The organism is Scytonema sp. PRP1 (assembly GCF_036697665.2).
Lineage (GTDB): Bacteria > Cyanobacteriota > Cyanobacteriia > Cyanobacteriales > Nostocaceae > Kalymmatonema > Kalymmatonema gypsitolerans.
In genome coordinates, this window is sequence record NZ_JBAHYJ020000030.1 from 115,305 (window position 1) to 128,504 (window position 13,200).

The 13,200-nt window shown below is 44.3% G+C and carries 12 protein-coding genes; 2 read left to right on the plus strand and 10 right to left on the minus strand.

Annotated features, from left to right (window positions below; genetic code table 11):
* Window positions 1–313: 313 nt before the first annotated feature.
* The 7 genes from V5G28_RS36595 to V5G28_RS05825 form a co-directional block, all read right to left on the minus strand.
* Window positions 314–484, minus strand: coding sequence for a hypothetical protein (locus V5G28_RS36595; RefSeq protein ID WP_442994225.1), 171 nt, complete (start codon window positions 482–484; stop codon window positions 314–316).
* The gene (gene recG, locus V5G28_RS05800; RefSeq protein ID WP_332993836.1) at window positions 481–2,973 is read right to left on the minus strand and encodes an ATP-dependent DNA helicase RecG; all 2,493 of its coding nucleotides are present in this window, start codon (window positions 2,971–2,973) and stop codon (window positions 481–483) included. Before recG ends, V5G28_RS36595 begins: the two co-directional genes overlap by 4 nt.
* A gap of 248 nt (window positions 2,974–3,221) precedes the next feature.
* Window positions 3,222–4,319, minus strand: a complete 1,098-nt coding sequence (locus tag V5G28_RS05805) for a primosomal protein (RefSeq protein ID WP_332993838.1) — start codon at window positions 4,317–4,319, stop codon at window positions 3,222–3,224.
* Between the two features lie 314 nt (window positions 4,320–4,633).
* Window positions 4,634–5,575, minus strand: a complete 942-nt coding sequence (gene tsf / locus V5G28_RS05810; RefSeq protein WP_332993839.1) for a translation elongation factor Ts — start codon at window positions 5,573–5,575, stop codon at window positions 4,634–4,636.
* A gap of 468 nt (window positions 5,576–6,043) precedes the next feature.
* Window positions 6,044–6,844 carry a 30S ribosomal protein S2 gene (rpsB, locus tag V5G28_RS05815; protein WP_332993840.1) on the minus strand — a complete coding sequence of 267 codons (801 nt, stop codon included), beginning with the start codon at window positions 6,842–6,844 and terminating at the stop codon, window positions 6,044–6,046.
* Window positions 6,845–7,062: 218 nt separating this feature from the next.
* Complete coding sequence (locus V5G28_RS05820; RefSeq protein WP_332993842.1) at window positions 7,063–8,073, minus strand: glycosyltransferase family 2 protein; 1,011 nt, start codon at window positions 8,071–8,073, stop codon at window positions 7,063–7,065.
* Window positions 8,074–8,499: 426 nt separating this feature from the next.
* Complete coding sequence (locus tag V5G28_RS05825) at window positions 8,500–9,165, minus strand: hypothetical protein (protein ID WP_332993845.1); 666 nt, start codon at window positions 9,163–9,165, stop codon at window positions 8,500–8,502.
* A gap of 276 nt (window positions 9,166–9,441) precedes the next feature.
* On the opposite strand from V5G28_RS05825, the gene V5G28_RS05830 reads away from it, so the two are divergent.
* The gene (locus V5G28_RS05830) at window positions 9,442–10,425 is read left to right on the plus strand and encodes a cation diffusion facilitator family transporter (RefSeq protein WP_332993848.1); all 984 of its coding nucleotides are present in this window, start codon (window positions 9,442–9,444) and stop codon (window positions 10,423–10,425) included.
* A 7-nt stretch (window positions 10,426–10,432) separates the two neighbouring features.
* Here V5G28_RS05830 and V5G28_RS05835 read toward each other — a convergent pair whose 3' ends face one another.
* Window positions 10,433–10,987, minus strand: a complete 555-nt coding sequence (locus tag V5G28_RS05835) for a Uma2 family endonuclease (RefSeq protein WP_332993850.1) — start codon at window positions 10,985–10,987, stop codon at window positions 10,433–10,435.
* Between the two features lie 159 nt (window positions 10,988–11,146).
* Between V5G28_RS05835 and V5G28_RS05840 the strand changes: the two genes are divergently transcribed.
* The gene (locus V5G28_RS05840) at window positions 11,147–12,352 is read left to right on the plus strand and encodes an argininosuccinate synthase (RefSeq protein ID WP_332993853.1); all 1,206 of its coding nucleotides are present in this window, start codon (window positions 11,147–11,149) and stop codon (window positions 12,350–12,352) included.
* Between the two features lie 400 nt (window positions 12,353–12,752).
* Here the strand turns inward: V5G28_RS05840 and V5G28_RS05845 are convergent, their stop codons facing one another.
* Window positions 12,753–12,980 carry a type II toxin-antitoxin system HicA family toxin gene (locus V5G28_RS05845; protein WP_332993855.1) on the minus strand — a complete coding sequence of 76 codons (228 nt, stop codon included), beginning with the start codon at window positions 12,978–12,980 and terminating at the stop codon, window positions 12,753–12,755.
* The gene (locus tag V5G28_RS05850; protein WP_332993857.1) at window positions 12,980–13,195 is read right to left on the minus strand and encodes a type II toxin-antitoxin system HicB family antitoxin; all 216 of its coding nucleotides are present in this window, start codon (window positions 13,193–13,195) and stop codon (window positions 12,980–12,982) included. The genes V5G28_RS05845 and V5G28_RS05850 overlap by 1 nt, the downstream gene beginning before the upstream one ends.
* Window positions 13,196–13,200 lie beyond the last annotated feature (5 nt).

Here is a 13,200-nt window from a genome sequence, read left to right on the forward strand (position 1 = left end):
TATGCAGAAAGTTTAATTAATCTTTATTTTAATTTAATATGCCACATATTTTTATACATCTACTATCCAGAAGTAAGATTTTTCTTTACGTACTTATATTTAATTTCTTTATACTTAGATTGATATATTTTTAGCTAATATTATTCATAAGTAAACCTAAACATTGTAATTTTAATTCCTGGAGTTTAGACTAAAAATCGGCGACCGCGTAGCGATCGCGATGCGTAAGAATGGGTATAAAAAATTAAGGAAATGCCTGCGGTTAAAACAAGCATCGCCCAATGGAAGATCAGAGAAGCACTACTAACTCACATCAACCACAACTGAACGTAGCAATTTTCTGGCTGTAGCTCTTTCCCCAAACCGATAGGGACTTAAAAGAATTAGGTTCTAAATAGGCAATGACTTCGGGGAAAAATAGCTCTAAAAACTCCACAAAAAATGTGGTGAGCAGTTCCTTGAACGAGCGATCATGGTCAATCACGTCAAAATTGCTCCACCCATTAACCGCTCATACCGATACTTCAACTCTTCTTTCATCAAATACCAACGCTCTATAGTTGGATCTATCTCTATTACCTTCTCAGCTGCTTGCCGTGCCAAAATTAACACTTCCTCATCTTCTACTAAACTCGCTAATGTAAAATCTGGCACGCCTGATTGACGAGTTCCCAAGACTTGCCCAGGACCGCGAAAACGCATATCCATTTCTGAGATGAAAAAGCCATCCTGAGACTGTTCCAAAACCTTGAGCCTTTGCTGTGCATCAGGGCTTTTGGAGCTACTCATTAATAAACAGTAGGACTTAGCGGCACCTCTACCAACTCGCCCCCGCAACTGATGCAACTGAGATAAGCCAAAGCGCTCAGCATTTTCAATGAGCATTACTGTTGCATTAGGGACATCTACACCTACCTCTACAACAGTGGTAGAAACCAAAATTTGAGTTTTGTTATCCCGGAAATTGCTAATTGCTTCGTCTTTCTCGGCTGAACTCATGCGACCGTGAAGCAGCCCCACTTCAAACTCTGGAAAGATAGTTTCTTGTAACTTTTTATGCTCTTCTACTGCCGATCGCACATCCAGTTTTTCTGATTCTTCTACCAACGGCAAAACGACATAAGCTTGCCGTCCTTGGGCAATTTCCCGGCGGATCAGGTCGTAAGCATGAGTGCGTTGCTGACTGATGAGCGCGTTTGTCTGAATCTTTTGGCGTCCTGGTGGTAACTCATCTATCTGGCTGACATCCAAATCCCCGTGTATTGTCAGCGCTAAAGTTCGGGGAATGGGAGTCGCTGTCATAGTTAATACATGGGGTTGATCGCCTTTTTGCTGCAAACGCGCCCGTTGTTCTACCCCAAAGCGGTGCTGCTCATCAATTACGACCAAACCCAATCGCATAAAGTTTACGGGGTCTTGAATTAACGCATGAGTCCCCACCAACAGCGGTAATTCACCCGTCTCTAACTGAGCATGAATTTGTCGTCTTTTTGCCGTTTTTGTGGAGCCCGTCAGTAATTCCACGGGTAAATGCAGGAGGTTAAACCAGCTCACTAACTTGCGATAATGCTGTTCTGCCAAGACTTCTGTGGGAGCCATTAGTGCTGCTTGATACCCAGACTGAAGGGCAGCAAGAATAGCAATCACGGCAACAACAGTTTTACCAGAACCGACATCACCTTGCACAAGACGGTTCATCGGTACAGATTTTTGCAAGTCGTTGAGAATTTCGTTAAGGACTCTAGCTTGAGCGTTTGTGAGTTGAAACGGCAGTATCTCGTAGAATTTTTTTACCAGTTCACCTTTTGGGGCAAGAATGGCACTGGTTTGATTTTGCCGCGCATAATGCTGACGTTGGAGTAACCCAAGTTGCAGGTAGAAAAATTCATCGAAGACAAGGCGGCGACGGGCAGCTTGCAGGCGATCGCTGTCTGGGGGAAAATGGATATTATTAATTGCTTCTTTCAACTCCATCAAGTTATACTTATCCCGCAAACCACTGGGTAGTGGGTCTTTGAGATGCACAGTAGAAGGCAAAGCGGCAATGACTGCTTGTCGCACCAGATCCGCCCCAACTCCCTCTGTCAGGGCATAAATAGGTACCACTCTACCGATAGTCAACGACTCAAGTGTATCTCCTGGATGTGCCAAAACTTCCACTTCTGGGTCTTCCAACGTCAAGCCGTATTTACTTTCTTTCACCAATCCGCACGCCGCCACAATACTACCTTCTGGATAACGACGCTTTAAACTTTCCTGCCAACCACGACTGCTAAAGCGCGTACCAGCGAAAAAACGGCTGATTTTGATCTGACCCGTTTTATCACGTAGCAGCACTTCTAAAATCGTTAATTTCTTGTTTTTGGGACTAGTAAAGCAGTTACAGCGCTTCACTGTTGCCACTATCGTCACCGTCTCCCCTGCCACCAACTGCTGAATATTTACCTGACGCGCATAGTCAATATGGTCACGGGGATAGTAGAAAAGTAAGTCACGCACCCTGTATAAACCAAGACGTGCTAAATTTGCAGCTTTTCTAACGCCTATTTCTGGTATATCACTCAGCTTTTGGTCTAGGTTAGGCGCAAGTCTGCGACTCACCTCAGCGACAATTGGAGATTTTGGAAGTGAGAATGAGTAGGAAGATTTTGCTCCCTTATCTCCCTTATCTCCCTCATCTTCCTCTGCTTCCCCTTCAGTCGCTTGCTGTAGTTGGTACAGATACCTACGACTCTCTGCTACCAAGTGTTGTCTATCTTCCACTGCCAGATTTGGATAGTTAGCAAATTCAGCCGCTAGTTCTTGCCAGCGGCGACGTTCAATGCTGGGCAACCCTGTGGGGAATTTGCCAAAAGTCAGGGTAAGAAACTCACTGAAGCGGTATTGTTTACCCAGCAAGTCAGTAAAACCTTGTTCTGCTTCTATTGCCAAGGCTTTCTGCAATCGTATCCAATCTGGTGTGTCAGTAGTCATTAGTCATTCTTGAGAAGAACACAGAACGCAGAACACAGAACTCAGAATCACTTCACAAATTAATTCAGCCTGATTTTAAGAAGAATAAGTTTTGTTTTCTCCCACAGGTGTTACCCAATGGCATAAAAGTCATACTGACTTCTGACTCCTGTGCCTCCTCCGGAGGAGCTGCGCAAACGCGCAGCGTGCCCGCAGGGCATATTCTGAGTTCTTTCTTAGTCATTTGACTTTGGACAAAGAACAAATGACTAATCATCAGACCAAATAGCACGCCATGCTGCTTCAGCTTGGGCAACTGAACGTTCCCGCTGTTTTTTTTGATACTCCTGCCCTAGCCGATTGAGCTGAAGCAAGACACTGCGAATCTGCTTGCGATAAGACGAGAGTGTCGCGTCAGCAAATTCAATTTCCCCAAGCCGCAGGTTGATAGCCATAATTTGTGTCAAGCCGGAGTCTTCTGACTGCTGCTCATTTTCAATTTCAATAACCAAGTTTAGTAGATTGGGTGGCCCTGGCATCACTTCGGCAGATGCTTCTGATGCCGCAGCTGCAGCTGCTTCTAAAATTGGTCCTGGTAATTTTTTGGGTATTATCCCTGCTTTCTGTATGAGAAGATTCGCCTCACGAGAAACTCTTTTGAGCTTTTCTTGTGTCGCTCTTTCTAAATTCTGTTGCCACTTAGCTAGTTCTATAGGGTTAGAGGTGTTTGGGGAAGAGGACAAGGAGGACAAAGGGGATAAGGAGAAGGAAGCACCGGGAGTGGGAAGAGTGGGAGGAATGGGAGAAGTTGGGGGGTTAGGGGAACTAGGAGGAATAGGTGGAATAGCGGGAGTCAGAGGATTGGGAGGAGTAACGGAAGTAGCGGGAGTCAGGGAAGTCGTGGAAGTAAGGAAAGTTGTGGGAGTCACGGAAGTAGGGGAAGTCGTGGGAGTAGAGGCAGATGTTTCGTCATCTTCGTCCTCTTCGTCATCTTCGTCATCTTCGTCCTCTTCGTCATCTTCGTCATCTTCGTCATCTTCGTCATCTTCCTCATCCCCCTCATCTTCCTCTGCTACCTGCTGTTCACTTGGGTTGATAAGACTTTGTAATTGTTCGGCTGTCTGTTGACCCAACTTGCGGATGGCTTGTTGCAATTGTTGCCGCTGATGCAATGACAAATTCAAAAAGCTTTCCGGATACCCTTGGGTACACAGGTGATATGTCGCCAGAATTAGCTGCTTGCGTACGGTTTCCCCCAAGGCGCTGAGATAATTGGTATAGGCGGTTTGGAGTTCTTTTGCGATCGCCTGTATCGCTTCTTCTAGTGCTAAAATATCCCGTTCAATTCGCTCAATTGCTTTCGCCATATCTTCTTGCTATTGCCCATCTGAACCTTATCTTGGTATAAACGTACTACTCTATTTTAAAATAACCATCCAAAGCATTTTAGATTCTTGATGTTGATTTTAGATGTTGAATGTTGAATTTTGGATTTACACACAGATAGGAACTCTAATCTATAGTAACGCTCAGCAAATCATGGTAAATTTTATTACCAAAGTCCAAACGAAAATCTGACATTAATCTGACCATGAATGAAAAACAGGTCAGCTTGGCTTGCCTGACCTGTCTTGGAAATAGTCCTTTGTCTTTTGCCCAAAACTAATGACAAATGACTAAATTACTTGCTGCCCATTTGCGCAGCGACTTCTTCAGCAAAGTTGCTTTCTTCCTTCTCAATACCCTCGCCCAGGATATAGCGAACGAAGCGACCAACGGAGATGCTTTCGCCCAGTTGTGAGCCAGTCTGCTTAATCAATTCTTCCACTGTGATACTCTGATCACGAATATAAGGTTGATCCAGCAAAGTCAGTTCTTTTAGGCGTTTTTCAATCCGTCCCTGAACAATCTTTTCTTTGATGTTCTGTGGTTTGTTCGCCAAGTCATCCCGCCCCATTTCAATATCCTTTTCTTTTTGGGCAACTTCAGGGGGAATGTCCTCTACGTTGACATACTCAACATTTGGGCAAGCTGCAACTTGCATCGCTAGGTTGCGTGCCAGAGTTTGAAACTCTTGACGACCAGCTACTGCATTTTGGCTGTTTAGTTCCACTAACACACCAACTCGACCGCCGGTATGAATGTAACTATCTATTACCCCTTGTGTGCCTTCTGCTAGTCCAAATTTGGCGAAGCGACGCAGTTGGATATTTTCACCCAACTGGGCGCTCGTTTGCTTAATAAAAGCTTCGACCGTTAGACTTTCATCTTCAATGTAAGGTTGAGTCAACAAAGCCTCAGGGCTTTCGGCGGTTGTTGCTTGCTTCGCCAAGTTCTGAACTAAAGCTTTAAAACCCTCGTTACGGGCAACAAAATCAGTTTGGCAGTTGACTTCTATGAGCACACCAACCTCACCTCCGGGTTGAATGTACGTGTCTACTAGACCGTCTGCCGCAGTACGTCCTGCTACCTTGTCAGCTTTGGCAAAGCCCTTTTGCCGCAGCCACTCGATGGCTTTTTCTATATCACCATCAGTTTCTTTCAGCGCCTTTTTGCAGTCCAGTATGCCAGCACCAGTTTTCTGACGTAGCTCTTGGACAAGTTTTGCAGATATTTCCGCCATGTTGCCTCAATTCCTAACTTGACTGACAGTTTTAATCGCTCTCAAATGAAAGTTTAGAGTCCTGGGTTTAAGAAAATCCTGAGCAATGAATCATAAGTGCTGAGTTATTTCTACTCAGCACTCACCACTAACTTAGGATTTTACCTGTAGCTAAGGACTCATAAATAAGTAGTACTCTAGAGTACCAAGTACTACTATTTTACTCGGCACTCAGCAACGCCCTAGTGGGAACGGCCACGCCTTACGGTGAGTCCAGCGCTGGGGGAGGGTCTCCCGCAGCAGGCGACTGGCGTAAGCGCAAGCGCACGCCAAGGGCGAACGCGTAGCGTGCCGTTCGGCGAAGCCGTGGCGTTAGCCATAGGCATACCCGGAGGGCTATCGGGTCTGTCCTTTAAACAGACACTACAGGACTCACCAGTCGCCTAGGCGCGGGAAAGCCCTGATTCTTTGCTGGCTCCTTAGCACCAATTATTCTTCCTCTTCTTCGTCGGGAATCACCAAGTCACTGTAGTCGCTTTCGGTCTCGTCGTAGTCGTAGTCTCCCTCAGCGCCTTCGTAATCTTCGTACTCTTCTTCTGAATCCAATTGACCGTGACGACCTTCGTAAATGGCGTCCGCCAATTTGCCTACTATTAACTTAATCGAGCGGATGGCGTCGTCATTTGCTGGGATGGGAATATCTACTACATCCGGGTCACAGTTAGTATCCAGCATGGACACAATCGGAATTGCCAACTTTTGGCATTCTTGCACTGCGTTATACTCCCGCCGTTGGTCTACAATCACGACAACATCAGGAACTTTCCGCATGGTTTTAATCCCACCCAGGTATTTCTGAAGCTTCGCCATTTCCCGACGCAGCATTGAAGCTTCTTTTTTGGGCAGCAAATCGAGAGCGCCGTTTTCTTCCCGGCGTTCCAAATCCTTCAGGCGGTCTACCCGAGTTTTGATAGTCGTCCAGTTGGTGAGCATTCCACCCAACCAGCGCTGGTTAATGTAGTGAGAACCACAACGGGCTGCTTCTTGGGCAATAATTCCTGCTGCTTGCCGCTTGGTACCAACAAACAGGAATTTCTTGCCAGCCTCAGCTTGTGACCTCATATAGGTATAAGCCTCTTCCATCAACTGGGCCGTCTGCACCAAGTCGATGATATGTACTCCGTTGCGAGAGGTGTAAATATAAGGAGACATCTTTGGATTCCACCTACGGGTTTGATGCCCAAAGTGAACTCCTGACTCCATCATTTGAGCCAATGAAACAACTGGCATATTTGTTACTCCGATTCGGGTTAAACCTCCACCCAGGCGTATTTCCCAAAGCAGGAAACACCCGAACTCCTGGATGTGCGAGATTAGTTAACCATACTAGAGTAGCATAGCTGTGGCAGCTATTGGGAAATTGGGAGTGTCGAGAAAATACGACATCCAAAATAGGAAATTACTACATCATCTTTACCAATGCAATGGCTTGCGCCGCTCGCCTCTTATCAAGCTGGCTTTTGCATTTGGGTATACGCTTCATAAACACCCTTGACGTTATACCAGTTTAGAAAAATTCGGGCAATTTCTAACGCCAACTGCGGTTTACCTAAATTAATTAACCATTGTAAAAATGGAGCCATTGTACGTTCATTGAGGATGCCATTCAGTGACAGGATTCCCCAAAGTAAGCGATGTAACCAAGTCATTTGAATCATCATTCGCACTTCCCAAGTGGGGTGCTTTTGATAAAACAAAACTCCCATGCGTCCGCGCTGAATTTCTTTGTCAATCAAGCGGGGAACTTGTTCTAAGTTAAAAGGTGGATGCCAATGATATCCAACGGCAGCAGGACATTTAATGAGTTTTAAACCAAGATTTTTGAGTCTGACACCTAGTTCTAAATCTTCCCAACCATAAAGTTGAAAACACGTGTCAAAAAGTCCGGCTTTCTCCAGCCAATGCTTGGGAATGGCTACATTACCTGTGGCAAAAAAGGCGGCGGAAAAATCTGTTATTTTGTATGGTTCAGATGTGGGGTTGTCAAAATTACAAGTATTAATAACTGCACCGTAGGTAAAGAAGCGATCGCCTCCCAATTTCTCTTTTCCTTGCATCAGTGCTGACTCATGAGCTTGTAGAAAATTTTCTGTCACCACTAAATCACTATCAATAAAAATAATAGTGTCTCCTAGTGCCTTTTCTACTCCCAAATTTCGCGCTGCTGCAGGTCCTGCATGATTTTGACGAAAGACTCGCACATGGGGAAACTCCTGTTTGTTTGCTTCTAACCACTCCAATGTCCCATCAGTAGAGCCATCATCCACTAAGACAATCTCGTAATTTTGTAGAGACGCGCCATCGAATGTTTGTTGATAAGACGCGCCACCTCTCGTCTCTACATCAGTTAGCTTCTGTGCCTCCAAAGCTCTGAGGCACTTTTCCAAAATTGGCTTACGATTGTAAGTCGGAATCACAACGCTAAAAAACACAGTCTCACCCACATCAGTATTGCCCATCTCCAGGATAGGACAGCAGTGACTACAACACTGTTCCTTAAAGCAAAACCGCCCTAGAAGAACTAGGGCGGAGGTAGTTGAGATGAGGATTATGGCGATTTGCATTTGGATGCAATACAATTTTTACCGTAGAAACCCCCACACCTTACCCCAAAGGGTGCAAGCGAAGAGGGGAGAAAATACTCGTTTCAAGGGTAGGTTTTACAGATTTTGCGTTTTGACCGATGTGGAGATGCGGAGAAACCCAGACGCAAAGAAAAATTTTTGAACGAAAATATAGGCTTTGCTGATAACTTTCAAAACACCTGCCCTTAAGAGAGAAAATACTCCCCCTTTGGATGTTGCAAAGAGGAGAATTGGGAGGTAAAGTTCCTGCGGTATTTAAGCAAAGTGAGAACCGCTATATAATGCAATGAGCAGTTTTTGTCAGTTGCAAGTCGCTTTACGACGGTGTTTGCGTAGCAGAACACCTGCTCCAAGTACACCCACGCCGACTAATGCTGTGGTGGCTGTTGGTTCTGGAACCGCCCGAGGAGTCTTTAAGGAGAATTTCAGTACAGCGTTACCCTCAGTAGGAGCTCCTGGTGGACCAAGTCTGTCCTCCTGAGTAAAATCTATTCTGCCTGTGGTGTTTTGGAACATGCCCGTTCCACCAGTGATAGTTATGGTACCACCACCCCTAATTGTGCCTTCGTTGGGGTTAATTTCAGCGCTGTCATTTGCTAATCCAAATAACTGATTAGGACCGTCGCCGTAGTATATATCGCCAAGTACTTCGCCTTGTATGCCAAATGTGCTTGGATCGGAATTGAATCTGGTGAATGTATTGTCTCCACGAGGCTCAGTCTGTCCGTAAGTATTGCTAGTAAACTTGGTCAATCCGTAAGGAGCATCAGTACTCTCACCTGTGATGGTTGCCCTTACGATGTTCTGTTCCGGTAGGAAGGGCTGAAGTTGGACTGATGTCTTGTAGTTAGCAGTAAAGTCATAGGTATCATATGTAGCCTGCGCGCTCGCGCTTTGCACATTTAACCCGAAACCACCGAAAGCTAAGGCTGCTGGTATGAGCCACTTGATGTGTGAACGGAGCATAATTGACCTTGTGTACTATATTAGTTAAGCACTGAGTATAAACTAACAGTGTATCTTTATAAATGATACGTAAAAATGAATCGATTCGTAATAAATTGTTATAAAGCAGGCGTAAAGCCATTGTGAAATTAACTCAAGAGAGTTTTTGTACTAAAATATACATTATGGAACTCGTACTGCAATATCAAACGTCAATTGTCTAGCAATGCCTAGAAATCAAGCTATGGTAGGCATTGTTCATGTTAAAGATGTAATTTATATAGGGTTATTCGGGTCATGCTTTTAGAGCAACATTACAACTGCGAGTGTTCAGATAGTTCAGTCGATGGAACTCAAAACAGTCGAAAAACTCAACTTTTATCAATAACTGTTTGTTTACTGGCTGGGTTTTTTGTTGCTGAGTGGAGTGTCGGTTTATGGAGTGGCAGTTTATCTCTACAGGCAGATGCAGAACACATTCTTTCTGATATTGCTGCTTTGGGAATATCACTGTTTGCCAGTTGGTTAGCACAGCAACCTGCTGTCGGTAGGGCAACATTTGGACATCGCCGCATTGAAATTATGGCGGCTTTGGTGAATGGGTTAAGTTTGCTTGCGATCGCTATTTTCATTTGTTGGGAAGCAATTCATCGGTTGGGGAGTCCGGAAGAAATTTCTGGCTTACCAATGCTAGCAGTAGCTGTGGTAGGTTTAATCGTCAATCTGCTCAACATGACTTTGCTGCATCCTCACTCTCATGACGACTTAAATCTACGGGGTGCTTGGCTTCATATCATCGCTGATACTGCTAGTTCTTTGGGTGTGATTGTTGCTGCTGTCGCGATTCACTTTTGGAATTGGTTATGGGCAGATGCGGCTATTAGCTTAGTAGTTGCTAGCTTGATGGGTGTCAGTGCTTTGCCACTTGTGCGAGAAAGTATCTCGATTCTTTTGGAGTATGCACCAAAATCAATTAACCCGAGTGTTGTGGAAATCTCTCTCAAGTCTTTTCCTAAAGTTTTGCAGGTAGAAAAACTTTACGTTTGGAGAATTAGCAAAGAGCAGATCATGCTTTGCGCTCATCTAACTGTGGATTGTGCGACTGTTGAAGAACGCGATCGCCTGCTTCGGGAATTACAAACTCATTTGGAGCAAACTTTTGGTATTAACGAAATCACATTGCAGTTAACTAGCCGCAGCTCTAGTGCAGCGATTCCTATTCATCCTTTGTTTAAGCAGGATTTACTCTCAATGTTGTCTGTTAAAAATTTGTCTCTTTAAAATTAAGTTATTCAAATTCAACTGGCCAAAGTTCAGAAATTTCGACTTTCCAATCGGGAAGTAGTTCTGGAATTGTCAAAACATCTCCATCAGTTAGCACAACTGGTTCGGCATTTGTACGATAGATAGTCACAGTATCCTTATCAGGATCAATTAGTATCCCAACACGCGCCCCCATGCTTAGGAATGACTGAATTTTTTCTTTGAGCGGTTTAATTTGGTCGCTTTGAGATTTAATTTCTACTACCAAATCTGGAACTAACTCACCAAAATACCTTGGACTGCGTCGCAGACGTTCAGCAGAAACAAACGACACATCGGGAGCAGTTAAATCTGAGTTAGGGAGAATAAACCCACCGCTAGAGTCAAATACCCGCCCTAATTTGCGAGGTTTAACCCAATTCCTCAACTGGCTACTTAACTCAACCCCAATTTCGCTAGAGATAATATCTGATGGACCCATGACAATTATCTTTCCATCTATCAGTTCCAGTTGGTAGTCGAGATGAGCTTCGCTAAGCTGGGTTTGTAGTTTTTCCAGGTCTTTGATGGTGAGAGACATAAGACATCACCTATTTGTACATCTCATTTCATAGTACAGGTTTCAATAATTATGTATATAATGTTACTTTTTTTAGGTAAAAATTTTAATATGTATAAAACATTAAATTAAGTTAGATAATAGTGACTCATTGTGCTGTTTTGTCAACTGGAGAAATAAATGGGGCGCGCTAAGAAAGTTGTTTTAGCCTATTCTGGTGGTGTAGATACCTCAGTGTGCATTCCTTACCTCAAGCATGAGTGGGGCGTGGAAGAAGTCATTACCCTAGCGGCAGATTTAGGACAAGGAGATGAATTAGAACCTGTCAGAGAAAAAGCTCTGAAATCGGGAGCAAGTGAATCGCTAGTGGTGGATGTCAAAGAAAGCTTTGTCAAAGATTACGCTTTTCCGGCAATTCAAGCAAACGCCCTGTATGAAAACCGCTATCCTTTGAGTACTGCCCTTGCTCGTCCATTGATTGTCAAAGCATTGGTAGAAGCAGCAGAAAAATACGGTGCTGATGCGATCGCTCACGGATGCACTGGTAAGGGTAACGACCAAGTGCGCTTTGATGTCTCGACTGCTGCACTAAACCCTAATATTAAAATACTTGCACCAGCACGGGAATGGGGAATGAGCCGCGAGGAAACCATCGCCTACGGCGAACGGTATGGCATTCCCTCGCCAGTGAAAAAATCCTCACCCTATAGTATTGACCGTAACTTGCTTGGTCGCAGTATAGAAGCAGGCGTTCTGGAAGACCCTAATGTGGAACCATTAGAAGAAATCTATGCAATGACGAAGGCGATCGCCGACACTCCCGATAAGCCAGAGTACGTTGAAATTGGATTTTCCAGAGGAATTCCAACTACTCTCAATGGTGAATTCATCAACCCAGTTGAACTGATTGAACAACTTAACCAAGTCGTTGGGAATCACGGTGTTGGACGCATCGACATGGTAGAAAACCGCTTGATAGGTATCAAATCGCGGGAAATTTATGAAGCACCCGCTTTGCTCGTGTTAATTCACGCACATCGAGATTTGGAAAGCTTGACTTTGACCGCAGATGTTACGCACTACAAGCGTGGTATTGAGGAGACTTACAGCCAATTAATTTACAACGGTCTGTGGTACAGCCCGCTAAAAACAGCATTGGATGCCTTTATTCAAAAGACACAAGAGCGAGTGTCTGGAACTGTGCGGGTGAAACTGTTCAAGGGCAACGCTACCATCGTTGGGCGGAGTTCTGATAATTCTCTGTACACTCCTGACTTGGCAACCTACGGCGCTGAGGATACATTTGACCATAAGGCAGCTGAGGGTTTTATCTACGTTTGGGGATTGCCAACGCGCATTTGGTCACAGCAGGAAAGGGGTAGATAAAGGACAAGATGTAGGGGCAAAGGCATTGCTCATTGGTGTCAACTTAACGTTCAAACCCTGATAACGTTCCCTGCTAGAAGGTACTTCCAAAAAATAATTATTCAATCTTGTGGGGTGGGCAGGAAAGCCCGCCCTGTTAATAGGACGGGCTAGAAGCCCATCCCACAAGAAAAAATTGGATACTTTTTAATTTGGAAGTCCTTAAGTAGGGAATGAGAAGTTTTGGAAACTCTGATTACAAAGAAATCTCACTCAATAGAATTGCTGTTTTATCGGGAGCATCCCAATTTTGCAAAAAAGACGGTAGTGGGAGCATCTTGCTCCCTACTTTATTATTGAAGCGGGCAGGATGCCCGCACTACAAAATAAAATCATTTTACACATTTGGGATGCTCCCGTTTTATCCAAGTAATGCTATAAACTCATCGCGTGTGAGTTCGGCATCACGTAGTATCTTACGTAGCAACCCTTTACCCAAAGTTTTACCAGCATGAATAGGTATTGTTACAACCCGTCCATCTTCATGATGCATTCGTATATGGCTGCCCTTTTGTCGAACTACTTGAAAACCTACTTTTTTGAGAGCGCTAATAACTTCATCACCTGTACAAGCTGGTAGTTTTGGCATCAAATTACTACCTTTTGAATGCCTACAAACTCAGGTATCTCTTCATCACCTTCTTCTTCCAGGCAAAGTTCAATAACTTCTTTGATATTCTCCATTAACTCATCAATAGTTTCGCCTTGGCTATAACAAGCTTTTAGCTGAGGGACTTCCCCAACATAATAGCCATCTTCATCTCGTTCAATAATGACGTAGAATTCCCGCTTCGTAACATCCATTGCTG